General features: G+C 66.2%; 22 protein-coding genes. 6 read left to right on the plus strand and 16 right to left on the minus strand.

What is annotated here, in order from left to right; translation table 11 throughout:
• Positions 1–133 precede the first annotated feature (133 nt).
• Both Q4F19_RS08790 and Q4F19_RS08795 read left to right on the plus strand, forming a co-directional pair.
• On the plus strand, positions 134–931 hold the full coding sequence (locus Q4F19_RS08790) for an enoyl-CoA hydratase/isomerase family protein (RefSeq protein WP_303541643.1): 798 nt from the start codon (positions 134–136) through the stop codon (positions 929–931).
• A 99-nt stretch (positions 932–1,030) separates the two neighbouring features.
• On the plus strand, positions 1,031–2,302 hold the full coding sequence (locus Q4F19_RS08795; RefSeq protein ID WP_303541645.1) for a cytochrome P450: 1,272 nt from the start codon (positions 1,031–1,033) through the stop codon (positions 2,300–2,302).
• Positions 2,303–2,372: 70 nt separating this feature from the next.
• Here Q4F19_RS08795 and Q4F19_RS08800 read toward each other — a convergent pair whose 3' ends face one another.
• Genes Q4F19_RS08800 through Q4F19_RS08810 form a run of 3 tightly spaced genes read right to left on the minus strand, consistent with a single transcriptional unit; the run spans position 2,373 to position 7,160 of the window.
• A complete protein-coding gene (locus tag Q4F19_RS08800) occupies positions 2,373–3,923 on the minus strand; it encodes an AMP-binding protein (protein WP_303541647.1) in 1,551 nt (516 codons plus the stop codon).
• A 13-nt stretch (positions 3,924–3,936) separates the two neighbouring features.
• Positions 3,937–5,103: an acyl-CoA dehydrogenase family protein gene (locus Q4F19_RS08805; RefSeq protein WP_303541649.1), complete on the minus strand. Its 1,167-nt coding sequence runs from the start codon at positions 5,101–5,103 to the stop codon at positions 3,937–3,939.
• A gap of 35 nt (positions 5,104–5,138) precedes the next feature.
• A complete protein-coding gene (locus tag Q4F19_RS08810; RefSeq protein WP_303541651.1) occupies positions 5,139–7,160 on the minus strand; it encodes an oxidoreductase in 2,022 nt (673 codons plus the stop codon).
• 122 nt (positions 7,161–7,282) lie between these two features.
• On the opposite strand from Q4F19_RS08810, the gene Q4F19_RS08815 reads away from it, so the two are divergent.
• From Q4F19_RS08815 to Q4F19_RS08825, 3 genes are all read left to right on the plus strand, one after another.
• The gene (locus Q4F19_RS08815; protein WP_303541653.1) at positions 7,283–7,903 is read left to right on the plus strand and encodes a TetR/AcrR family transcriptional regulator; all 621 of its coding nucleotides are present in this window, start codon (positions 7,283–7,285) and stop codon (positions 7,901–7,903) included.
• A gap of 63 nt (positions 7,904–7,966) precedes the next feature.
• A complete protein-coding gene (locus Q4F19_RS08820; RefSeq protein ID WP_303541655.1) occupies positions 7,967–8,299 on the plus strand; it encodes a 5-oxoprolinase subunit B family protein in 333 nt (110 codons plus the stop codon).
• 194 nt (positions 8,300–8,493) lie between these two features.
• On the plus strand, positions 8,494–9,348 hold the full coding sequence (locus Q4F19_RS08825) for an SDR family NAD(P)-dependent oxidoreductase (protein WP_303541656.1): 855 nt from the start codon (positions 8,494–8,496) through the stop codon (positions 9,346–9,348).
• Here Q4F19_RS08825 and Q4F19_RS08830 read toward each other — a convergent pair.
• The 8 genes from Q4F19_RS08830 to Q4F19_RS08865 form a co-directional block, all read right to left on the minus strand.
• A complete protein-coding gene (locus Q4F19_RS08830) occupies positions 9,341–10,279 on the minus strand; it encodes an LLM class F420-dependent oxidoreductase (protein ID WP_303541657.1) in 939 nt (312 codons plus the stop codon). The genes Q4F19_RS08825 and Q4F19_RS08830 overlap by 8 nt on opposite strands.
• Positions 10,280–10,310: 31 nt before the next feature.
• Positions 10,311–10,889, minus strand: a complete 579-nt coding sequence (cofC, locus tag Q4F19_RS08835; protein WP_303541659.1) for a 2-phospho-L-lactate guanylyltransferase — start codon at positions 10,887–10,889, stop codon at positions 10,311–10,313.
• Complete coding sequence (cofD, locus tag Q4F19_RS08840; protein WP_303541662.1) at positions 10,886–11,812, minus strand: 2-phospho-L-lactate transferase; 927 nt, start codon at positions 11,810–11,812, stop codon at positions 10,886–10,888. The genes cofC and cofD overlap by 4 nt, the downstream gene beginning before the upstream one ends.
• Entirely contained in the window at positions 11,809–12,579 is a 771-nt protein-coding gene (gene cofE, locus Q4F19_RS08845; protein ID WP_303541663.1) for a coenzyme F420-0:L-glutamate ligase, read from the minus strand. The genes cofD and cofE overlap by 4 nt, the downstream gene beginning before the upstream one ends.
• 2 nt (positions 12,580–12,581) lie before the next feature.
• The gene (gene npdG, locus Q4F19_RS08850) at positions 12,582–13,238 is read right to left on the minus strand and encodes an NADPH-dependent F420 reductase (RefSeq protein WP_303541666.1); all 657 of its coding nucleotides are present in this window, start codon (positions 13,236–13,238) and stop codon (positions 12,582–12,584) included.
• Complete coding sequence (gene cofH, locus Q4F19_RS08855) at positions 13,235–15,568, minus strand: 5-amino-6-(D-ribitylamino)uracil--L-tyrosine 4-hydroxyphenyl transferase CofH (protein ID WP_431312380.1); 2,334 nt, start codon at positions 15,566–15,568, stop codon at positions 13,235–13,237. Before cofH ends, npdG begins: the two co-directional genes overlap by 4 nt.
• A gap of 116 nt (positions 15,569–15,684) precedes the next feature.
• The gene (locus Q4F19_RS08860; protein ID WP_303541668.1) at positions 15,685–16,569 is read right to left on the minus strand and encodes an enoyl-CoA hydratase-related protein; all 885 of its coding nucleotides are present in this window, start codon (positions 16,567–16,569) and stop codon (positions 15,685–15,687) included.
• Positions 16,570–16,652: 83 nt separating this feature from the next.
• Positions 16,653–18,203, minus strand: coding sequence for an acyl-CoA synthetase (locus Q4F19_RS08865; protein ID WP_303541669.1), 1,551 nt, complete (start codon positions 18,201–18,203; stop codon positions 16,653–16,655).
• 293 nt (positions 18,204–18,496) lie between these two features.
• Here Q4F19_RS08865 and Q4F19_RS08870 point away from each other — a divergent pair, with 293 nt between their 5' ends.
• Entirely contained in the window at positions 18,497–19,468 is a 972-nt protein-coding gene (locus Q4F19_RS08870) for an alpha/beta hydrolase (protein WP_303541671.1), read from the plus strand.
• 108 nt (positions 19,469–19,576) lie between these two features.
• On the opposite strand, the gene Q4F19_RS08875 is transcribed toward Q4F19_RS08870, so the two are convergent.
• The 5 genes from Q4F19_RS08875 to Q4F19_RS08895 form a co-directional block, all read right to left on the minus strand.
• A complete protein-coding gene (locus Q4F19_RS08875; protein ID WP_303541673.1) occupies positions 19,577–20,392 on the minus strand; it encodes a carbohydrate porin in 816 nt (271 codons plus the stop codon).
• Positions 20,334–20,804 carry a hypothetical protein gene (locus Q4F19_RS08880; RefSeq protein WP_303541675.1) on the minus strand — a complete coding sequence of 157 codons (471 nt, stop codon included), beginning with the start codon at positions 20,802–20,804 and terminating at the stop codon, positions 20,334–20,336. The genes Q4F19_RS08875 and Q4F19_RS08880 overlap by 59 nt, the downstream gene beginning before the upstream one ends.
• Positions 20,805–21,237: 433 nt before the next feature.
• Positions 21,238–21,864: a TetR/AcrR family transcriptional regulator gene (locus Q4F19_RS08885; RefSeq protein WP_303541676.1), complete on the minus strand. Its 627-nt coding sequence runs from the start codon at positions 21,862–21,864 to the stop codon at positions 21,238–21,240.
• A 20-nt stretch (positions 21,865–21,884) separates the two neighbouring features.
• Positions 21,885–23,054 (minus strand): hypothetical protein, encoded by a 1,170-nt coding sequence (locus Q4F19_RS08890; RefSeq protein ID WP_303541677.1) that lies wholly within the window; start codon positions 23,052–23,054, stop codon positions 21,885–21,887.
• A gap of 17 nt (positions 23,055–23,071) precedes the next feature.
• The gene (locus Q4F19_RS08895) at positions 23,072–24,052 is read right to left on the minus strand and encodes a phosphotransferase family protein (RefSeq protein ID WP_303541679.1); all 981 of its coding nucleotides are present in this window, start codon (positions 24,050–24,052) and stop codon (positions 23,072–23,074) included.
• Between the last annotated feature and the right edge of the window lie 137 nt (positions 24,053–24,189).

The following is a 24,189-nucleotide window of genomic DNA, read 5'->3' on the forward strand; positions in this document are numbered from 1 at the left end:
CGGATGTCGGCGAGGATCGGCGAAGGTGCGACCGGCTGCCAGCGCCGACGTGCGCGAGGCTTCACGCCGTGATCGTCGGACGGGCCCCGCAGCTGCGCCTTCGGTGCGAAGGACGATCGAGAAAGGACCGACGATGACCGACGCCCCTCACCTGCTGGTCGACGAGAGCGATGGCATCCTCATCGCGACTTTCAATCGCCCGGAAAAGTACAATGCCCTCTCCACGTCGCTAATCGGACTGCTTGGCGAAGCCGTCGAGCATTTCCGGGACACGCCCGCGCTCAAGGTGATGCTCATCCGGGCGACGGGGCGCTATTTCTCCTCGGGCGCCGACCTGAAGGAAGGCGGCGGCGGGGCGCTTCCGGATACGGGTTCCGGGATCCGGGAAATGCATCGCCGCCTCCGTATGCGGTCCATCTGGGACGAGATCGAGCATATCGAGAAGCCGTTCGTGGTCGCGCACCAGGGCGCTTGCGTGGGCGGAAGCCTCGAGCTGTCGCTGTCCTGCGACTTCCGGCTCGCGACGGCGTCGGCAAGCTATGCGTTTCCGGAGGCCAAGTTCGGTGTGCTGCCGGCCACAAACGGCGTTTCGAGGCTGGTGCGCGTCGTGGGCGCACATTGGGCGCGATATCTGATCATGGCCAACAAGCCTGCATCCGCCGCACAGGCGCTGACGATGGGGCTGGTGCACGAGGTGTTCGACGACGCGACGTTCGAGGAGGATGTCATGGCCTTCTGCCGGCATCTGACCCAGCAGAATGGCGAGATGATGGGCGCCGCGAAGATCGCGATTGAGCTGGCGCGCGACCTGGGTGCCGACCAGGCGGCCGCGGTCGAGCGCATGGCCAATTCGACGCTGATGCTCGCGCCTGCCTATCAGGACATGATGAAGCAGCACATCGCAAGCATCGGGAGCAAGAAGCGGGACTGAGCGCGAGGTCAGGCGGCCGTCGCGCGCGGCTGACCGCGAAGCGCTTCGAACAAGGCGGACGCCCGAACAACCGCCGAGACAATTGCAAAGGACAGGATGATGACCTACCCGAGCACCCTCGATGCCGTGCGCGTCGATCATCCCGCACCCGACCATGTCCCCCGGGACCGGCTTGTCGATATCCGTTTCGCCCTGGGCGGCGTGCCGAACGACCTCGTCGATCCTTATGCGCCGTCAGGCTGGCTTTCAGGGCCCGACATACCGCGCCTGCTGTTCAGTCCGACCGTCCCCGGCGAACCCGGCAACCCGTTCGCCCATCCGGCGGGCAGCTGGATCGTCACCCATTATGCGGATATCGAGCGGGTCTATTCGGACAATGAGCTGTTCTCGAACAAGGGGACGGCGGAATTCCAGGCGCTGATCGGCGAGACGTTTCCGTCCATCCCGCTCGCCATCGATCCGCCGGACCATCACAAATATCGCATGTTCCTGATGCCGCATTTCGGCCCGGCCCGGCTGAAGCTGATGGACGACGACATGCGCGCACTGGTCAACGAGATGATCGACGGCTTCGCCGATAGGGGCGAGGTCGACATCGCCTGGGATTTCGGTCGCATCTATCCGGTCCGGATCTTCATGGGCCTGATGGGCTTTCCCCGCGACATGTTCGACCAGTTCCTCGAATGGGAATGGGCGATCCTTCATTCGAACAGCTTCGAACCGATTGCCGCGGCATTGCGGGGCGTCGTCGACTTCCTGCGCGGTTTCATTTCCGAGAAGGAAAAAGCACCGGATGACAAGCTCGTATCTGCGATCGTTCATGGCACGATCGAAGGCCGACCACTGACGGGGGACGAAAAAATCGGGATCGTCTGGTTCCTGTGGCTGGGCGGTCTCGACACGGTTGCGGCGACGATCAGCCAGATGTTCCGCCGGATGGCGCTGCAGCCCGACATCCAGGACCGGATCCGTGCCGATCGCGCGCTCATCCCGACCGCGGTCGAGGAATTCCTGCGAACCCAGCCGATCCTGAGTTCCGGTCGGCGGGCGAAGCAGGATTTCGAGTGGCACGGCCAGCAGATCAAGGCCGGGGATTCCTTCCAGTGCTTCAACCCTGGCGGCAATTTCGATCCGGAGCGCTTCGCGGATCCGCGGACCTTTGATCCGGCCCGCAAGCCGAACCGGCACATGACCTTCATTGCAGGCGTGCACATCTGCCTCGGCGCGCCGCTCGCCCGACGCGAATTGCGGATCCTGCTCGAGGAGTGGTTCCGGCGGATTCCCGCCTTCCGGGTCAAACCGGGCGCGGACACCAGTGTCCATCCCGGACTTCTGTCCATCCGCAACCTGCCGCTCGTCTGGGACGTCTAAGGGCCGCAGGCCGGCCGGCAATCATATGGCTCGCTGCGGGCGTGCCCGTGACGCGCCCGCCGCACCTTGCCTAGGCCGTTGCGAAGCGCGCGCGCAGCGCCTTCTTGTCGGGCTTGCCCAGCGGGGAGAGCGGGAGCGCGTCGATGAACTCGACCGTCTTGGGCGCCTGGACTGCCCCCTTCTTTTCACGGACGCTGGCGATCAGGGCGACCGGGTCGACCGTCGCGCCGGCCTCCAAGACCACCACCGCCTTGACCGCCTCGCCCCATTTGGGATCCGGCACGCCGATCACGGCGGCGGCACGAACGCCGGGAAATTCCGTCAGCGCGTCCTCGACCTCGCGGGCGAACACATTGAAGCCGCCGGTGATGATCATGTCCTTCTTGCGATCGACGATCCGCAGGAAGCCGTCGGGGCTGCGCACCGCGACGTCGCCGGTGTGAAGCCAGCCGCCCTCAAAGACCTTCGCCGTCTCCTCCGGCATGTTCAGATAGCCGCCCATCAACAGCGGGCCGCGCACGCAGATCTCTCCCGGCTGGCCGTCGGCGACCGGCTGGTTGTCGTCATCAAGCAAAGCAACATGCACAAGCGGCGTCGGACGGCCGCAGCTTGCAAGCCGGATGGGGTCGTCCACGAGATGTTCGTCGCGGCGCATGACCGTGACCGACATCGGTGCTTCGGACTGCCCGTAAAACTGGAAGAAGATCGGCCCGAGCTTCCCGATCGCATCCTTCAGGCGCGCGGTCGGGAATGCCGAGGCGCCATAGAAGATCACCTCAAGGCTCGAGAGATCGAACTCACCGAAACGGGGATGGTCGATTAACGAGATGACCATCGTCGGCACCATCAGGATCGACGTGATCCGGTGCTCCTCGATCGCCTGCATGACGCCGACCGGATCGAAGCCGGGGAGGACGACCATCGTTCCGCCATTCATGAGGATCGACGTGAGCACGGCCGCGCCCGAGTGGCTCAGCGGCGCGCAGATCAGGTGGCGGACTTCCTTGGGCCATTCCCACGTCATCTGCTGGATATAGGCCGACGTCGCCGCCGACGCCTGCGTGACCATGATGCCCTTGGGCTTGCCGGTCGTGCCGCCCGAGTAAGCGATGCGCATCAGGTCGGACGGCTTCGTCGCGGGTGCGGCAAGCGCCCGGGGCGAGAAGGCCCGGGCCGCGTCGAGAACGTCCTGGCCGGTGCCGCCCTCCCCCATAGAAAAGATGTGCCGCAGGCCGGGCGCCCGCGCCTTCAGCGCGATCGCAACCTCTTCATAATGGACCGGATCATAGACCAGCGTATCGATGCCGGCATCTTCGAGGACATAGAGATAGTCCTCGAGCGCGCCCATCGGATGAAGCGCGGTCAAGACGATGCCGGCAAAGCTCATCCCGTTGTTGACCGCGAGAAGATCGAGCCGATTGCGCGCCAGCACCGCAGCGCGCTTCGGGGCAGGGTCGAGCGTTCGAAAAAACTGCTCGATCCGACTGATGCCGTCGGACAGTGCGCCGGCCGTCAGTCGTTCGCCGCCTTCGCCTATCGCGACGAGGCGATCGCGATCACGGCCGAGCGCCGCTGCGATCAGGTCGCCAATATGCGTCGGTTGCCGCAAAAGGTCAGTCATCGAGCCGGTTCCTTCAGGCTGCGGGCGGCTGGAGATAGGGTTTGCCGTAGATCAGCTGGTTGGCGATGATTGCGTAATGCATCTCGGACGCCCCCTCCGCGATCGTCTTGGCGACGGCGTCGCGCAGGAAGCGGTTCACGCCGGTTGAATCCATGATCCCGCTGCCGCCCCACAGCCGCAGGAGCTTGGTGCAGATGTCGACCGCGGTATCGCCGATCCAGGCCTTGCAGACGCTGCCCATCCCCGCTGCCATCGTGCCGTTTTCGAGGGCGCGGGCATTTTCGTAGAGCAGTGCCCGGCCCGCCGAGAGCCGCGCATGGGATTCGGCGAGCCAATAGCTGACCGGCTGCAAGTCCCCCATATGCTTGCCGTAAAGCTTGCGCTCCTTAACCTGCTCGAGCGTCCGGTCGAGCATGCCCTGCGCGCAGCCGAGCGAAGTCGCCGCATGGGCCAGCACGTTGGCATGGTTGGCCGCGCGGTGGGCGATACCGCCGGTCAGCACGTCGCCCAGGATGCGATCCTTGGTGATACGGATATTGTTGAACGAGATCGGGCCGGTGTTCGTCCCGCGCCAGCCGAGCTTGTGCTCGTAGGGCGCGATTTCGAAGCCCTCATCCTCTGCCTCGACGATGATGCAGCCATAGCCTTCCTCGCCGGCATGGTTCTTGGTCTTGCACATGACCAGATAGGTCTTGGCTGACGCCTGGGTACAGAAGAGCTTCGAACCGTCGAGGCGCCAGCCGTCGCCGTCCGGCTCAAGCTTGGTCAGATGCGAGGGAATGTTCGCGGCACCGGCGGGCTCGCTTTGCGAATAAGCGATCACGCGCTCGCCGCTGGCCGACAGCGGGAGCATGCGCTGCTTTTGATCCTCGGTGCCGAGGATCTCGACTGTTTTCGGGCAGAGCACCATCTGGACAGTCAGCGCGCCGGCGAAGGCCGGGCTGGCCTTGGCGATTTCCTCGCTGACGAGGCAGACCGAGACCATGTCCGCGCCCGACCCGCCATAATCGGGCGAGGTGTACAGACCGAACAGGCCGAGATCGGCCGCGGCCTTGGTCAGGCCGTCAGGCGTCGCCTCGTCGCGGTCGATCTGCTGCGCGAGCGGCTCCACCTCCTTGCGCGCGAACGTGGCGGCCATGTCCCGCAGCGCCCGTTGATCGTCTGTCAGCCAATCGAACATGTGCCTCTCCTCGCCGGTGCCGGCCTTCTGTTTTGTTAGATGTGACGGGCCAGGTAGGCGGCCTCGTGGATGGCGTTGCCGTAGGAGCGCGGGATGCGGGCATCGCCGACGACCTGGACGCGCAGACCGCTTCCCAGCAAGTCGCGCGAGAGAGGGTCATAGGCGACGCGCCCCGGGGCGACGACCAGCGCCCCGAAGGACGCGGTTTCCTCGCGCCCATCGGCATTGCGCAAGGTCGCGGCTTTATCGGTGACGCGCACGAGCGTCACGCCCTGTTCGACCGCCAGACCATCCTGCCCCGCCCAGCGCAGAACCGGCCGCGCGCGCGACCCGATATAGGCGGCCGGCACGAAGGCGGGCGCGGGGTCGATGAGCCGGACCTGATAACCGGAGCGGACCAGATCCAAAGCTAGCTCGATCCCCTCGCCTGAACCCCAGATCAGGACCGGTTGCGCCTTGTCGAGGCTCGTCTTGCCCGACAGCACGTCATCGATCGGCATCGCGGCACCGGAGGCAAGCGCCTCGTCCAGGCCCTCGATCACCGGCAAAGCGGGCTTCGCTCCGGTGGCGATCACGACGACGTCAGGCTTCTCGCCCTTGAGGAAGTCCGCCGTCACGGTCTGGTTGAGCTTCACGGAAATGCCGTGCTTGGCGACCATCAGCTTGTGCCAGTCGGGCTGGTAGGCGATCTGCTCCATGTTCGGAAGGTTCTTGTAATTGCCGGCCCAGGCCATGACGCCACCGAGCTGGTCGCCCGCTTCGTAGATGGTCACGTCATGCCCGATCTGATGGGCGGTGATGGCATATTCCATGCCGCCGGAGCCGCCTCCGACGATGGCGACCTTCTTGGGATCGAGCGTCTTGGTCAGCGCATAGTCGCGATTGCGGCCGAAGGTGGCATTCTGTGCCGAACCCGCAATACCCTTGGCGAAGATGTTGCCCGTCATCAGCGAGGCGCCGGTCCGGGTCGACTTGCGGATCTCGTTCTCGCGCCCTTCGGCGATCTTGCGCGGGAAATCGGGATCGTCGAGCGACTGGCGACAGGAGGCATAGAAATCGGCCGCGCCATCCGCGATCATGGCGCGCATCTGGTCGGGCGTGTTGACGTTGCACGACCCCATCAGCGGCATGTCGATGCCCCTGGCCTGGAGGCCTTCGCGCAGATGCTTGATGTAAGGGAGCGCCACCATGTTCGGCACGTAGAAGCCGCCGCCGATGACCTCGCCGGACGAGACTTCCGGATCGCGGTTCTTGGCCGGCAGCATCGAGCCGAAGGTGCAGTCCAGAGCGTCGATGCCGAGGTCATGCAGGCGCGTCGCATAATGCTCGATGAAATAATCGACGTCGTATCCGCCCTCGAAATTCTCATCGCACACCAGGCGCGGGATCTGCGGATAATCCTTTCCGCACAGTTCCTGGGCGCGCAGGACGATCTCCTCGCAGAACAGGAACCGATCCTGATATTTGTCGTTGCGCCCCTGATTTTCGAGCAGTGACAAGGTCACGTGCGGCAGCGAGCCGTGACAGAAGTGATAGGAGACATAGTCATAACCGGCTTCCTTGGCGCGGCGCGCGGCCTGCCCGAAGCATTCGACGATATCTTCATATTCCTCGGTCGGAACGACGCCCGGCTCGGGATTGCCGATCGGATATTTGCCGGAAGGTCCCCATGAGACGGTGCCGGGGATCCAGCCCTTGCCGGGCTCGATCGGGAATGTCGCGCCGACTCCGGGAATGAGGCCGCCGTAGAAGAGCTGAATGCCGGCCAGCGCCCCGTTATTGTGAATGACCTCGACGATCTCGCGATGGCTGATCGTGTAGGTGTCATCGTAGAAGCCGAGCATCCGCTCGTTGATCAGGCCATCCCAGCGAACGCAGGTGGCGCCCACGCACACCGCGCCATAGCCGCCGGCGGCGAGCGCCTCATAGGCACCGACTGCCTGGCGGGTCGCGTATCCGCGTTCATCGGACATGTTCAGCGTCGTGGGCGCGTGGACGATGCGATTCTTGAAGGTGAGATTCTTCGTCTGGAACGGCTGCATCAAGGGGTCGGTCACGATGATCTCTCCGATGGCAGGCGGGCCCTAAGAGCAAAACCGCCTCTTTCCGACACCATGTCGAGACTTCGTCAGAAGGTCAATCTATCGACATGACGGGCGTGCTCTGTAAGAAGCAGTGAATGCTCGATCCCTCCGACGTTGAACCCGCACCGCCGTCGCTCCAGCAGGCGCGCAAGGCGTTTGCGCGCGGTCACATCTGCGATGCGGCGCGCGATCTCTTCTTCCGGCACGGCTATGCGGCGACGACCTTCGAGCAGATTGCAAAGGCGGCCGGCACGCGGCGCACGACGCTGTATTCGCACTTCACCGACAAGGCCGAGATCCTCGAAGCCATCGGTCTGGATTATTATGCGGGTCTCGGCCGGATCATCGAGACGCTGCCAGGACCTGTTCCCGATCGGGCCGCGATCGACAAATGGATCGCCGATCTCGTGGCGTTCGTCGTCAGCCAGAAAACGCCTGCGACATTGCTGATCGGTCTGGGCGTCGGCCATGACACGCCTTCGGTCGTCCAGAAGGTGAGCCAGTCCTTCCAGGACGCGCTCGCCGCGCGCTTCCCCGCCTTTGCTCGCGCCGAACAGCCCGGCCCGGAGCATGCCTATGTCCGCGCGCTGTCGAAGATCATCCTGCGGGAATTGGGTCTGGGCTGTCTGGAGGCCGCGCGCGAGGACGGCGACGGATGCGCCCTGCTGGGCATCGTGGCCGACATGTTCGAAAAATTCGTGCGTGATTATGCCTGAGATGGGGCCGCAAGCCGCACGAAAGCTGCCGGCGGCGAGAAGGAACGGGAAAGGATCGGCTCAATGGCCCGCTATGAATATGTGATCCTGGGTCGCGGCAAGGAAGGCCGCGATCAGGAGTTTCGCGACTGGTACGATTCCGACCATCTCGCGGACGTCGCGCGTGTGGAGGGCATCGTCAGTGCCCGCCGGCTGAACATCGACTATCAGAAGGTCTACGATCTCGACGTCCCGTCCTACACCTCGCTCACGATCTACGAGCTGGAGACGGACGATCCCGCAGCCCTCGTCGCGAAGATCGCGGCGATGGCGGGGACCGACGCGATGCCCATGTCCGATGCGATCGAGAAGTCCGGCATGCTGCAGGTGGTGGCCTCCCTTTCGAAGCGGGCGTGAAGGCCGCATCCGCTGTGCCCTCGCCTGTCGTCGAAGGGTGAGGCTCCCACGGCCCGGGACATGATTTCGCCGGGGCGATGACTTGGCCGGAGCCGCGGACGAATCGCTCGCCCGACTTGCCAAGCGTCCCGCGACCGGGAGGGTCGGCCGTCCCGATTTCTGCGCGACGGATCCTAGACGGGAAGGCCTGCCCGATGATTCCTGCCCTCTCGCAGACACTTCTGCGCCGCGGCGACATCCTGCTGACCGATCAGGTCGCGATCGTCACGGGCGGTGGCTCCGGCATCGGGCGCGGGATCGCGATCGCCCTCGCGGAGTTCGGCGCGGACGTGGCGCTGATCGACGTGGGTGCCGCCGCTGCCGACGAGGTCGCAGCAAGGATCGAAGAGAAAGGGCGGCGGGCCCATGTGACTGTCGCCGACGTGACGGACCGGGATGCGACCCGTGCCGCCGTGGCGGACATTCTTCAAACCCTGGGCCGGGTCGACATCCTGGTGAACAATGCCGGCGGCACCCGGCCGATCCCGATCGTCGACATCACGGACCGCCAGGCGGATCGGCAGATTGATCTTAATCTGAAGAGCCTCGTGGCGACGACCCAGGCCGCCGTCCGCGCGATGATCGCGGCAGGCCGGCCGGGCAGCGTGATCAACATCGCCAGCATCGAGGGCCTTCGCGCCGCGCCTGGCTATGCGGTCTACGCCGCCTGCAAGGCGGCCATGATCAACTTTACCCGCACCGCGGCGCTCGAGCTCGCCGAGCATGACATCCGTGTCAATTGCATCGCACCCGACCTCGTGCCGACCGAGCACATGGCGCGTTTTGCGCCCGCGCTGCTCAGCGACGCCGGAAAGGCGGCGCAGGCACGCTACATTCCGGCCGGACGCGCCGGGACCCAGGACGACTGCGCCGGCGTCGCGGTGTTCCTCGCCTCCGCACTGGCAGGCTATGTGACCGGCGTGACCATCAACGTGGACGGCGGGACATGGGCATCAAGCGGCTGGACGCGCTCTGCCGCGGAAGGCGGCGGCTGGCAGCTGTTCAGCTAACCGCAGGATCTTGTCCGCCATCGAGTCGGGCAACGACCTCGTCCGCGAAGCGCTCGACCTGATCGGACCATTCCGACCGGCTCTCCCCGGGAAAGTGAACCCCCAGCGCGGATACGCCCATCGTGGCATATCGACCGATCTTGTCGATCATCTCCTGCGTCGACAGCGGCGTTGCAGCATCGGTCCAGCCGGCAAGCTCGACCGGCGGTGGCTCGGCCCGCCCGATCGTTTCGCAATGGGAGCGCAGATAGTCGATACTGTCCTGAAGGTCGGCCTCGGTCGTCAGTTCGACCGTCCGGCTGGTCGCGGCCAGCGTCGCATTGACCGTCGGAAAGGGATTCCAGGCGTCGCCGAGCTCGGCGGCGCGGCGGATGGCACGCTTGGCGTTGCCCCCGATCAGGATCGGGGGATGCGGCTTTTGCACCGGCAGCGGGTGGATGCGGTTGCCGAGCGCTTCATAGCCCGAGCCCGAGAAGGTGAATTCCGAGGACGTCCAGGCCGTCTTCAGGGCCTGAATATATTCGTCCATCAGCTCGTTGCGGCGCTCGAAATCGACACCGAGCGCGCGATACTCGCCCTTGAGATAACCGGTGCCGACGCCGAGGCGGACGCGGCCGCGCGAGAGAAGATCGAGCGTGGCGACCGAGCGCGCGGTGATGAACGGGTTCCTGTAGGGCAGAACCAGAATCCCGGTCTGCAGCCGGAGCGTCGTGGTCGCCGCGCCGACGAAGGAGAGAAGAACGAACGGATCCTGCGCATGATGGCCGCCGGCATCGAGCCACCGACCGGTCGGACAGGGATGATCCGTCACCAGGCCGGCATGATAGCCGGTGCGTTCGGCCAGCCGGGACATGGCGACGACCGCCTCATAGTCCAGGAATTCGTCGCCCATCTGGAAGCGATCGAAAGGCAAGGTGAGATTGATCTTCATCCGCATCTTCCTGCGTCATTGAAGGGCGGCGCTAGAATGCGATCTGCGCCTGCCGCGCCGCGCGATCGCCGGCGAACAGGGTCAAATCCTCGAACACATCGATGTCGAGCGCCAGTCCGGGACGCTCAATGATCGCCGTGGCGCTACATTGGGTGCGATGGCGCGCCAGACTGTCGGGTCCGAAGGCGAAAACGAAGTCATCGCGGCGCCCGAGCGCGATCGCGTTGGTGCCGCGACGATGCCGATCTGCCGCGAGGGCAACGCCGTTCCGGCCGGCGTGCGTCAGCGCGCGGATGTCCGCAACCGCAAGCGCCGGGAGATCGGCGTGAATTACCAGCAAGGGATCGCCGATCCGCGCGGCAGCCGCTTGGACCTCGGCATTAAGGCCTCGTCCGTCATCGCTCAGGCGCGCCCCGTACCACCCCGCGACCGGGTCCGACGCCAGCAGGGTGATCGAGCCGATCGCCTCCGTGGCCTGCAGGATGGCGAGCACATGCCGCAGCATCCGTTCGCTCAGCGCGATGCGCTCGCCAGGCGACAACCGATCGGCGAGGCGCGTCTTCCGGTCGGCAGCGGCCTTGATCGGCACGAGAGCGTGCCAAGCCTTCACCGCAGGCTGTCGGCGAACCGCAGCGCGCTTTCGGCCACGCGCACGCGATCGGCGAGACTGTGCATGAGCGTGTCGCAGGCGAAGGTGGGAAGCGACAGCTGCGCCGTCGGATCGCGTTCGTCAACCAGGAATCCGTCCAGCAGCGTCCCATAATGGGCGGCGACCGAAGCCGGCGAGACCGCAACCCCAAGCTCGCGCATGAGCTTGGCCGTGGGGCCTTTGACCGCGTCGCCACCCACGATCGGCGTCACGGCAACGACGGGTGCGGTTGCGGCCCGCAGCGCGGCTTCGATGCCCGGGACGGCCAGCAGCGGATCGATGCTGAGATAGGGGTTGGACGGCGCGATCAGGATGGTGCGGGTGTCGGCGGAAAGGATGGCTTCGCACACGCCGGGCGCGGATCTCGCCTGCTTCGCGCCGTCAAAGGTGATGCGCTCGACCACCGGAGCGCAGCGCCGCTCGACGAAATAGGACTGGAAGGCGAGGCGCCCCGCGTCGGTCTCGAGGCTGGTGGCGACCGCGTCGTTGCTCATCGGCAGCATTGTGATGCCGACACCCCAGTGATGCGCGAAGTCCGCGGTGATCTGCGCGAGCGTGTCGCCTCTGCTCATCCGCATCGTGCGCAGCACATGCAGTGCCAGGTCGCCATCGCCGAGCGCGAACCAGTCCTCGCCGCCCAGCGTGCGCAGCGTTTCGAGGAACGTCCAGGTCTCCCCTTCCCGGCCCCAGCCCTGGACCGCATTGGCCTTGCCGCTCAGCGTGTAGAGCAAGGTATCGAGATCGGGCGAGACCCACAGGCCGAGATGGCGAAAATCGTCTCCGGTGTTGACGATCGCCGTGATCTGATCCGCTGGAAGGATCTGCGTCAGCCCCAGCACGAGCTTGGCGCCGCCGACGCCACCGGTGAGCACGACGACGCTCATCCGAACAGATCCTGGTCGGCCGGGCGGAGCAAGGCGGAGGCGGGTCGGATGGGCGCCGTCGCCGGCAGGCCGCGCACGATTGCGACCGGTACGCCTTCGTCGCCCTCGCCGGTCACGAGGCCGGCGGCAGCGGCCACCATGTCGGCCAGCGCGATCTGGGTGACCTGCATCAGGCGGCCGTCCCGATCCGGCGCGCCGCGTCGGTCGACGAGGGACGGGAAGCCGCAGGATCCGATCGCGACGTTGACGACGCCCTGCCGCCAGGGACGCCCGAAACTGTCCGATATGATGATGGCAGGCGCGAAACCGAGCGCCCCCACGAGCTCTTCCGAGAGGGCCGCGGCCGCCTTGTCAGGATCGGTCGGCAACAGCAAAGCGCGATCCTCGCTGCCCGGGCCGATATTCGACTGGTCGATGCCGGCATTGGCCATGATCAGGCCCAGGCGATGCCGGGTGATGAGAACATTGGGTGCCGTGCGCACGACGCGGCTCGACTCCCCAAGGATCAGTTCCACGAGCCGCGGATCCTTGCCGGTCGTCGCCGCCAGCGCGAGCGCCTCCGCGCCCGGCCGGACCTCGGCGAGCGACGCGAAGCGCCCTTCCGCCTTCGATACGATCTTCGACGTGACGACAAGAACATCGTCTGCGACCGGCCAGAGCTCCTGTCCGGCAAGCGCGTTCGCAATGATGGCGGCGAGCCCGTCGCCGGGCTTGATCTCGCCGATCCCCGTCACGGGGAAGACGCGTAGCCCTTCAGAGCCGACCATCGTCACGCCGGCTCGGTCAGCGTGCCCGTGATCTGAATGCCGGCGCCATCGACCGCATAGGTCTTGTTGAGGAAGATCAGGATCGAGGTGAGCGCCTCGGCGGCGGCCGAATTGACGAGCGCCCCGCCATGCAGGCCGCGCAAGCCACAGTCGTTGGCAAGCGTGACGACGCGCCCGCGCGCTTCCTTATCGTCCCCGAACACCAGGACATCGCAGGCGACCGGATCGTCCTTGATAAGCTTGTGGGCGGCGACATTGTGGAAGGCGGACACGAGGATCGCGCCTTCGCCGAGCAGACGCTGCGCCCGGACCGCCGCGGAGCCCTCCGTCGGAAGCTGGACGCGCATGACCTTTGGCGGGACCAGGGGCACGGTCGTGTCGACGACGACCTTGCCCTGGACGTGCGCGGCGATGCTGGCCAGCGTCGCTTCCTGCGCGGCGAACGGCACTGTGACGATGACGATGTCGGCCGCCTTGGCAGCCTCTTCATTGCCCATCCCGGTCAGCCCGAAGCCCAGTGACGCGGCGGCCGCGACGGCGCTTTCCGGAGCTCGCGACCCCAGGATCACCCTATGCCCGGCCTTGGCCAGGCGGCGGGCGATCGCCGAACCGAGATCGCCCGTGCCGCCAATGACCGCAACTGTTCCGATGGCCGTCATGATGCGAAAACTCCTGCTGGTTCGAGATGCGCGGCCGGGACCACGCCATAGAGGGTTGTGCGCTGCCGGGCCGGGCGCCCCGCGCTGCGCGCCAGCTCGTGCATCTGTTCGACACCGAAAAGCTGGCCGTTGCGGCCACCGGCCGCGCGCGTGATCGATTCATCCATCAGGACGCCGCCGAGATCATTGACCCCGGCGCCCAGCGCGAGCCGGGCCCCCACCGGTCCGAGCTTCACCCAGCTCGCCTGGATATTGTCGATCCGGCCATGCAGGACGAGCCGTGCCACGGCGTGCATGAGCAGGGCTTCGCGGAAACTGGGTCCCGAGCGCGACCGGCCCTTGCGCCACATCGGCGCCTCCATATGCACGAACGGCAAGGGCACGAATTCGGTGAAGCCGCCCGTCTCTTCCTGCAGGTCACGGATCAGGAGGAGGTGGCGCGCCCAGTGCGTATAGGTGTCGACATGGCCGAACATGATGGTGGCCGTCGATCGCAGGCCAGCCTGATGCGCTGCGCGCATCACGTCGAGCCATTCGACCGCACTGACCTTGTCCGGGCAGATGACCGCCCGAACCTCGGGATCCAGGATCTCGGCGGCCGTGCCCGGGAGGGTCGACAGGCCGGAATCCTTGAGGCTCGCCAGATAGTCCGCAAGCGAGAGGCCCAGCGTGGTCGCGCCGTGCGTGACCTCGAGCGGCGAGAAAGCATGGATATGAATGTCCGGCGCCGCCGCGCGCACTGCGGCGAGCACCTGATGATAGGTGTGCCCGTCATAGTCGGGATGAATGCCGCCCTGCAGGCAGACTTCCGTCGCGCCGCGATCACCGGCCTCGGCGGCCCGGCGGCCGATCTCGCTCATGTCCAGCTTGTAGGCGGGGCCGCGCAGATCCTTCGTCCCGCCCTTTGAGAAGGCGCAGAAGGTGCAGCGATACAGGCAGATGTTGGTGTAGTTGATGTTCCGGTTGATGACGTAGGTGACCGCATCCCCCGACACCTCGGCGCGCAGGCGATCGGCCGCGCGCGCGACCCGCAGCACGTCGGGTCCGTCGGCGGAGAACAAGGCTACGATGTCCGGCACGTCCAGGCGGTGGCCTGCGCTCGCACGGTCGATGATCGCGTCGATCGTCGCGGACGTGCGGGTGGCGCCTCCGCCCGGCACGGCGGGAGGATCGATGGTCCCGCCGGCCCGCCAGGCCTCGGTCACGGGCAGGCCGCGCGCGTCCACGGCGCGCAGGACCGGACGCACCAGGCCGGGATCAAGCCAGCGGCTGGGCTCGCGTGCAAAAGCCGGTCCGATGGCTAGGCGTTCGACCAGCACCCGCCCGGTGGCCGCAGTCGCTGCGGCCAACGCCTCCAGATGCGGCCAGGGGGCTTCCGGGTTCACATGGTCGGGCGTGACCGGGGAAACCCCGCCCCAATCGTTGACGCCGGCGGCCAGAAGCTTCGACAAAGCGTCCGGCTGCAGGTTCGGGGGCGCCTGGATTGTCATCGCCCCACCGAGGATCAGACGCGCCGCCGCGATCGTCCACAGATGCTCTTCGAGGGACGGCTCGGGAAAGGCGGCCATGCGCGTGCCCGGCTTGGCCTTGAAGTTCTGGACGATCACTTCCTGGATATGACCGTAGCGGGCGTGGAGATCGCGGATCTCGGTCAGCGCCTGGATCCGCTCGTCGCGCGTCTCGCCGATACCGATGAGCAGCCCGGTCGTGAACGGGACGCGAGCGCGGCCCGCCGCCGCGATCGTCTCCAGCCGGCGTGCCGGCACCTTGTCGGGCGAGCCGAAATGCGGCCCGCCGCGCTGCGAGAGCCTGGGCGATATGGTCTCGAGCATGAGCCCCATCGACGCCGCCGCCGGGCGAAGGGCGGCATAGTCGGCGTCGGTCATGAGACCGGGATTGAGATGCGGCAGCAGTCCCGTCTCTTCGAGCACCGCCGCCGCCATCTCGCGCAGATAGGTGAGCGTCGTTTCGTGCCCCATCGCGTCGAGCGCTGTCCGCGCCGCGGCGTGCCGCGCCTCGGGCGCGTCGCCGAGCGTGAACAGGGCCTCGCGGCAGCCTGCGGCCACACCGGCGCGCGCGATCGCCAGCACCTCGTCGCGCGTCAGATAGGCCTTGCCGACCGCGCGGGGCGAGGTTGCGAACGTGCAGTAATGACAGACGTCCCGGCACAGGCGCGTCAGTGGAATGAAGACCTTGCGCGAATAGGTCACCAGCGCGCCGTGAGCGCCAAGGGTCAGATGTTCGGCAGCGGCGAGCATCTCGCTGAGCGGCACGCCTGCGAGCCGATAGACAATCCGATCAGCCGACGTATCGGGAGAGAATTCATGCATGGCACATTCTCCTCTTGCGGTCAGGCGGGTGCAACCGCCCGCGCACCGCGCGGGCGATATATGAAGGGTTTCCGGGCCTATTCGGGACGGCCGGCACGAACCGGGCGACCGATCGCTCAGCGATAATCGGGCTCCTCCCACCAGGGAAAGAAGTCCGGCATGTCGCGTGAGACGCGCTCTCCAAAGATCGGAGACCGCTTTTCCTGCCATGCGGCCACGCCCTCGATCGCGTCGGCGCTGCGACTGCGCGCCGCAATGCCCCGACTGTCGATCCGATGCGCGTCCATGGGGTGGCTCGCCGCCAGGCCGCGCCACATCTGGTGGCGGATGAGGGCGGCCGAAACCGGCGCCGAGCCGGCTGCGCAGTCTGCAGCCAGACGCCGCGCTGCGCCCAGCAATTCCTCCGACGGATAGACGGCGCGAACGAGCCCGCTGTCCAAAGCGTCGGCAGCCGTCACCGTGCGCGAGGCGTAGCACCATTCCAGCGCTGTCGAGATGCCGACCAGGCGCGGCAGGAAGAAGCCGGATGCGGCTTCCGGGACCATGCCGCGCGCCCCGAACACGAAGCGGAAGTCGGCGTCGGAGCTTGCGAGCCTGATGTCCATCGGCAGGGTGAGCGTAATCCCCAGCCCCACCGCCGGGCCGTTGATCGCGGCGATCACCGGCTTGAGTAGAGCATAGAGGCGCAGCGCCACGATCCCGCCGCCGTCGCGCATTTCCGGACGGCCATAATCGGGCTTGCCGCCTGGTCCGAGTGCTGCGGCAGAGGCTGGATCCACGAAACTGCCGGTGCCGCGCGACAGATCGGCACCGGCGCAGAAAGCGCGCCCTTCCCCGGTGATGATCAGCGCGCGGACATCGTCATCGGCATCGACGCGGTCGAGCACCGTCAGCAGGTCGCGGATCATCGCGCCATTCACCGCATTCAGGCGCTCCGGTCGCGCGAGAGTCACGATCCCGATCCCGTCGTCGACTGCATAACGGAGTGTCTCGAAGGTCATATGACGCTGTCCCGAAAGCTGGGTCGTTGGCGGCAGGTGCGTGGCCATGCCTCGACCAGGCCCGGCCCTTGACGGTGACGCGGCTAGAGTGCGCGCATCTCTGGCGCCGGCCAGTACCGATCGCGCAGCGCCTTCTTGTAGAGCTTGCCCGTGGGCAGGCGGGGCAGCGCGTCGGTGAACTCGACCGTGCGCGGCGTGAGCTGGCGGCCCAGCCGTTCGCGAACGAACTGCATGATCTCCTGGGCGAGCAGATCGGAGGGAACGACGCCCGAAGCGGGTTCGACGACGGCCTTGATCTCCTCGCCGAGCTCGACGTTGGGCACCCCGATCACGGCGACGTCGGCAATCTTGGGATGCAGCGCCAGCGCATCCTCGATCTGTTGCGGATAAATGTTCACGCCGCCCGAGATGATCATAAAGGACTTGCGGTCGGTGAGGTACAGATATCCCTCTTCGTCGACATAACCGATGTCGCCGACCGTCCGCCACGTCGGGTGGAGTGGATGGGACGCGCTGGCCGTCTTGCCATTGTCCTTATGGTAGCTGAACTGCACCCCGGACGGCGACTCTCCGAAGATGAGACCCGGCTCGCCCGGCGGCAATTCGCGACCGTCTTCGTCGCAAATGTGAAAGGGGGCATTGGGGTCGCGTCCGACGGACCCCGGATGGGCCAGCCACTCCACGCTCCCGATCCGCGCGAAACCCGCCTGCTCGGTCGATGAATAGAATTCCTCGAGGATCGGCCCCCACCAGCCGATCATCTCCCGTTTCACCTCGACCGGACACGGGGCTGCGGCATGGATCGCGCATCGGTGGCTGGTGAGATCATAGCGGCTGCGGACGTCGGCGGGCAGCTTGAGCATCCGGATGAACATCGTGGGCACCCATTGGCTGTGCGTGACCCGATAACGGTCGATCAGCGACAGGGCGGCCTCCGGATCGAACCGGTCCATGAGCACGACTGTGCCCCCGGCCTGGAGGACGGCGGTCGTGAAGCCGGCGGGCGCGGAATGGTAGAGCGGCGCGGGATTGAGGTAGACGGTGCCGGGGCCGAACCCGAAACTGTCTCCCGTCGCCTTCATGGCCGGGTTTCCCTCGGCGGCCGGGCGCCCCGAAAGAGGTCGCCTTATGCCTTTCGGCCGTCCGGTGGTGCCGGACGAATACAGCATCAGGCTGCCGATCTGCTCGTCGGGTACGGGCGTGGTCGGAAAGGCCGCGATTGCGGGCTCGAAGGCGTCGAAGCCCGGTATCACGCCGTCGACCGAGAGCTTCACGGCGCACCGCGACGCGAGCCGGCCGAGCTCGGCCGATTCCGGAAGTCTGGCCGACGCGATCAGCGCCTCGGCGTCGCAATTGTCGACGATATAGGCCGCCTCGCCTGCGGGCAGGTAGCGATTGACCGGCGTGACATAGAGACCGGATCGCAGCGCGGCCCAGACCACGTCGAAGAAGGCCAGATCGTTGCCGATGAACAGGGCGATATGACTGCCGGGTTTCAGACCATGCGCGCGCAGCAGATGCGCCAGCTGGTTCGTGCGGCACTCGAGCTCGAAATAGGTACGGCTCTCGCCGGTCGCCGGCAACAGGAGCGCCGGGTGCTCCGGCTGCACGCGCGCATGCGTTCCAAGATACACGCCTTCCCTCCCCTGTCCGCTGTCGGCCCGTGCGCCGGGTTCAAAAACCTGGAGCCGGACCTGCCTCCGCACCTTCGGATTGCTGCTAGCGCGCGGAGGCGATAATACACAATGCTTCAGGCGCCATGCATTTCGTCGGGCAAAAACAGCGGCCGGGCGATGCCCGCGCGAAAGAGCGGATGTCTCCCGGGACCGGGGTTGGAGAGCATGCGGTTGGATCTTACGAACTGCGATCAGATTGCTCTGCCGGACCGCGCGGCGCGCGCTCGGCCAAAACTCGAAGGACAATGACAATGGCGAATGACGGCCCGGAAAACGCGATGCAGGTTCCTGCCCGAACGATCCCGGCGCCCGCCTATCTGAGCGATGTGGCACGCGCCTATCTGATGCCGCAGCCGCCCTCGGCCCCCTACCCCGCGATCGACGACGTGGCAGGCTGGAGCGCTTATGTCACCGCCGTCGACCAGGCGATCCTGCCGATGCTGAGCGCGATCATGGCGCAGGCCACCGGCGAGGTCGAGGAGCGGGTCGCAGACGGCGCGCGGATCTTCGACATCGTTCCGCCGGGGCGCGAGGAGGGCGATCGCAGCATCGTGCTGGACCTGCATGGCGGCGGCCTCATCATGTGTGGAGGCGAATTGTGCCGCCTCATGGGCGTCGGCTCGGCCGCGCGCCTGCAACGACGGGTGTGGGCGGTCGACTATCGGATGCCGCCGGCCCACCCCTATCCTGCGGCACTGGACGATTCTATGGCGGCCTATCGCGCCTTGCTGGAGGAGCGCTCGCCGGGGGAGATCATCGTCAGCGGCGGTTCGGCAGGCGGCAATCTGGCTGCCGCCTTGCTGCTGCGCGCGCGCGACGAGGGGCTGCCCATGCCGGCGGCCCTGATCCTGGCCACTCCGGAGGCCGATCTCACCGAATCCGGCGACTCGTTCCACACGAATGACGGCGTCGATCCGGGCCTGCGCAGCCTCATGCCAGTCAACCTGCTCTACGCGGCGGGCCATGATCTGACGCACCCGTATCTGTCTCCGCTGTTCGGCGACGTGTCGGGCTTCCCGCCGACGCTCCTGACGAGCGGGACGCGCGACCTGTATCTGTCGAACACGGTCCGCATGCATCGCAAGCTGCGCGCCGCCGGCGTCGAGGCCGAATTGCATGTGACCGAAGCCGGCCCGCACACCGGCTTTCCCGGCAGCCCGGAAGGCGCGGAGATCGACGCAGAAGTGCACCGTTTCCTGAAGGACATCCTGTCCCGGCGCTGACGCGCCGGGAATCCGGTCGCCTCACGAGGAGATGCGACCGGAGCGGCGCGGGCGGCGATGATAAGCCACATCCCCGTCGCGGCCGCGTGCGGCAGGATCCGGCGCGGCTTAGAGAATGACAGTCAGGGCCGTACCCAGGTTCAGGGCCGGCTTGAACGTGCCGATAAAGGACGGATTGCGAATATAGGTAATCGAGGGCGACAGATAGAGCCCGCGCGCCATGTGATAGGCATAGAGGAAGCCGACCGAAATCTGGCCCTTGTGGGTCGCGGCGCCGAGCAGCGAATAGGTCTTGCCAGCCGTGGAGCTGAAGACATTGTAGCCGACGGTGAAGGACATCTGATCCGTCGGCCGGCCCGGCAGCATGCCGATCGCATAGGTCCGCACCTCGTAGGTCTGGGCGTAGACGTTGACGCTCTTCGGCGCGATCAGAGCGCATGCCCCGACGAAGATGCCGCGATAGGGCTCGGCCTTGCTCGGCTGGACCAGCTGATAGTCGGCAAGCACATAGGCCATCCAGTTGCGTTTCGTGCCGCGGCCGTCGAGACGCGCATAGTCTGTCGTATAGTACAGGCCGCCTGCGCGCAGCCAGATCTGATGGCCGTCGGGCGAAGCCGGACGCAGGATGCCGACTTCCTCGATGACGAGCGGCTTGGCGCCGTGCCGGGTCAGCTTCAGGCCGACGCCATTGTCTTCGGCCTCCGCGATGAGGCCGTCGGGACCGATGCTGCGCTGCAGGCCGGTCTTCGAATAGAGGCCGTCCTTGCCGTTGAGGGTAATGTTGATCAGGGGCGTCGGCGCCGTGCTGCCGCTGAGCCCGGTCTCGATGGGGATCGTCGCGGCAACTTCGTTGGCGAGGATCGGATTACCCCCGGCGAAGATGCCGATATAGTTGAGCAGGTTCGTTCCGAAGCCAACGGTCACCTGAAGCGTGTTGTCGAACAGGGTCGATGAAATGTCGACGCGGTCGAAGAAGACCTTGGACGGTCCGAGCTGACGCCAAGGTGACACCGGACACCTGGAAGCCGACATTGAGCTGGGTCACGTCTTCGTCCGTACCGGCGAACTTCCAGGACATGCGGGCTTCGTTCGAGGTTCCGCCGGTCGGCTTCTGACCACTGAACACGTGCGGGTCCTTCGAGCTCTTGCCCTTGGCGACATCGTAGGAGAAGGTGTTCACCGATTGCGCGCGAAACCACAGATCATGATCGTACAGCCAGGATCGCATGCCGCCGCGATCCTGCAGGATCGTATCGTAGCTGCCGGGCAGGTCGGTCGTCTGACCCTGCGATTTCAGGGCATCGAATTTGGCGAACTTCATCGCCTCCTGCATCATGGCGGCGCCTGCCGGATCGGGACCCGTCGGCGGCTCGGCGGACGGCGTCGAGGGGGCGGCAGCCGTCGAGGGACTGTCGGCGGCCGGCGGAGACTGCGGCGAGCCACCTTCCTGCGCGGCGGTGGGACGTTGTGCCATCGCGGCGGTCCCGGCCGTGCAGCATAGGATCATGAGCGGGGCGCAAAGGCGCGTGCGGATCTCCAGGCGGTGTGGCGGCATGGTCATCCTGGGCTGGTGCGAGATCGCCTACGAAATGCACACCCGCCCTTTGCCGGCCAAGCCCACAACATCGCCTGGGCGGTAACCAGCGGCGGAAATCGGCCAAATCCGATGGACTGCCGCGTGGGACGGATGGTTCGTTGCCGCCGGCGCACGCGACGCCTTGGGCCTCCTGTCGCAGGCCTGCCTTGTGGGTCCACTTCGGCCGAAAAAGCTAGCGGCCGATGCCGCGCAGAATGAAGAGGAACGTCGCCAGCGCCTCGTCCCGCGTCGCGCCGGTCTCCGGCGCATTCGCCATTGTCAGGGCTGCGTCATGCAGGGCCGCCTGGATCATCGTTGCGAGCGGCAGCGTGGCACGCGGTTCGACCAGGTCGGCATCCATCAGCAGTTGAAGCGCGTCCGCCGTCCGGTTGGCGACATGATCGGCCTGCACTTCGCGCCAGCGCACCCAGCCCAGGATGGCGGGTCCGTCGATGAGCAGGATGCGGCGATAGTCGGCGTGGGCGACGATCAACAGCAGATAGGTGCGGAAGGCTTCGGTGACCTGCGCCCACAGATTGCCCGACAGGCCCGCGGCAGCCGCGCTCGAGCGCTCGGCCAGTTCCTCGGCGAGGAGGCGCGAGACGGCAAGGAACAGCGCCTCCTTGTCGTCGAAATGATGATAGAGCGCGCCGCGCGTGAGGCCGGCGCGCGCCGCAATCTCCGTGGTTGCGGTCGCGTGATAGCCAGCCTCGGCAAAGAGAGCGCGCGCAACGGCCAGGATCGTATCGCGCGTCGCGGTGGCCCGCTTCTGCTGATCCTGCGGACTGCCGCCGCGCTTCGTATGGGGGAGCGCCGCCACGGATGTGCGCCCCCGCCCGCTCAGACGATGCGGACCCCGGGATAATCGCCCAGAATGATGCTTTCCATATCGCCAAACCCTTCGTTCTCGCCTTCCCGGATCCGTACAGGCCGATCCCGGATTTGCCACCGGTAGGTTTCGGCGAGTTTGGCGGGTGCGTTGACGTCGTCGATGCATTCGCCGTCGAGGAAATCCTCGCCCTTGTAGCTGCCGTGCACCTGCCCCTTCCACGCGCCATACATGCCCGGCAGCAGGCGGAACCCCATTTCCGGGTTGATCACCTCGATATCGAAAACGCGCTCGACCACCTGCTTGCCCGGGCCCGCGAGGATTGCGGTGACCCGACCGCGCATCGCGCCGCGGTCCTGGTCGCGATAGTCCATCTCGGGATGCAGATGGAGGATCGGAATCTGGCGGCCGTCGCTCTCGTTGATATGACCGGTGAAGAAGGTCGGCGCACCCAGCCCGCCATAGTCGCGGAAGTAATAGGCCAGATCGTAGCTGGTCCCATCCGGGCGATCGATCTTCGAGACCAGCCAGTTGAAATGGAACGCGCTGCCGGTCTTGTCGCTGCTGGAGATGCCGACATTGCCGGGAACGAGGTCGGTCGGATCCAGGCCGACATGCTCGCGAACGCCCCAGCTGCGGTCGCGAAAGCCGTACCAATCGTCCGGGTTAACCTCGATCCGCTCGCCGTCGATCTCGATCCAGCCGGACACGGTGCCGGGCTGATGAAAGCGGATAAGGTCGGACGCGGTCCGGCCGCCATGGACGACGATGTCGCGATTTTCGAAGAAGGCGGGCATTGTCATGTGGAAGAGCAGGTCGAAGCGCAGCGGCTGCGCGTCATTCTCGGCGAGGGTGATGCGCAGGGTCTTGTAAGGTTCGATCACCTCGCAGGCGATCGGTCCGACGCTCATATCGTCGAAGCGCGGCGCGAGCACGCGGCTGGCGCGCACGGTCCGCTGCTGCGTGCCGCGCTGGACGCCGGCGAAGCCGTCCATGACGTTGCGGTTGGGATATTTGCCGAGCCCGAGCCCGACCTGGAGCGTCGCATCCTTGCGGATCAGCGTGAACCAGGCCTTCTCGGTCCACGAGCGATCGGCCGTGCCGACGGCGGCATGGGTGTTGACGATCTGATGATTGAACAGCTCGTCGGCGTCGGTCAGGGGCGCAATCGAGGGTATCATGTCCGGTTTCTCCGTGTTCAGAAGCCGGCGTCATCGATCATGCTTTGCATGACGCCGATATAATATTCGAGACTGCGGGCGAAGATCGTCAGCTTGGGATCCGAACTTCGGCCGCTCGCGAACATGTTGGCACCCTCGGCGATAATCGCCGCGAGCTTTCCCATCTGCGCGATTTCGTGCCAGACCAGTCCTTCGGCCGACCGGCCGGAGATTTCTTCCCAAAGCGCGATCACCTCATCACGCACGAGCATTCCCGACAATTTGTAGGCACGGGTCGCGGCGTGATGTTTGCTTTCGAGCGCGTAGAGCATGTACCCCAGATTGGCGAGCGGCTCGCCGTTCAGCGCCATCTCCCAGTCCAGCACCGCGCCGACCTGGCCATCCACCCACAGGATGTTGGCCAATTTGCTGTCGCCATGGATGAGGCCCGGCGGGCCGCTGCGCGGCGCCGGTACGCTCAGCAGCCGGTCGAACAGGCCGGCCAGTCGCGGGCTTTGCGCCTTCAGCGCGAAGGCGCGCCAGGTTCGCGCATCCTCTTCGGGCGCTACCGGCGCGCCCAAGATGTCGAGCGGCGCCAGGCGCGAGAGCCCGGCATAAGCGGCGACCCACTGGCGGCAGATATCGGCCCGCAGGGCGTCACTGCCCTCTGCAAACCAGGCCTGCATCTCAAGGTCGTCGATCGCTTCGCCGGGCAGGCGCTCCATCACGAAGAACGGGACGCCCAGAATCTCCGGCGTGTCGCAGATGGCGACGATCTTTGGCACGCGCGGTGCGTCCGGTCGCCGCCCGAGCTCTTCATAGATGCGCGCCTGGGCGATCACGTCGTGACCGTCGAGCATCGCCCCGGCAGAGGGCGGCAGGCGCAGGATGAGGTCGAGCCCTTCGATCCGGTAGGTCTCGTTGGAGAATCCGGTTGTGAGCGAGACGATGCGCGTGATGCGGTCGCCATCTGGCAGGTAATCGCGCAACGCACGCGCCATCACCTCGACATCAGCCACGTCTGCCTCTCCCCGAACTTTTTTTCCGAAGCGACATACAGCCTGTATCTCGCTTTCCTGTCAAACCGGCCGGGGCGCTGGAAACGGAAAAACGGGCGGGTCGAGGCCATCCATCACGGGATCCGCGCCCGGGCCGC

Source organism: Sphingomonas natans, from assembly GCF_030546695.1.
Taxonomy (GTDB): Bacteria; Pseudomonadota; Alphaproteobacteria; order Sphingomonadales; family Sphingomonadaceae; genus Sphingomonas_I; species Sphingomonas_I natans.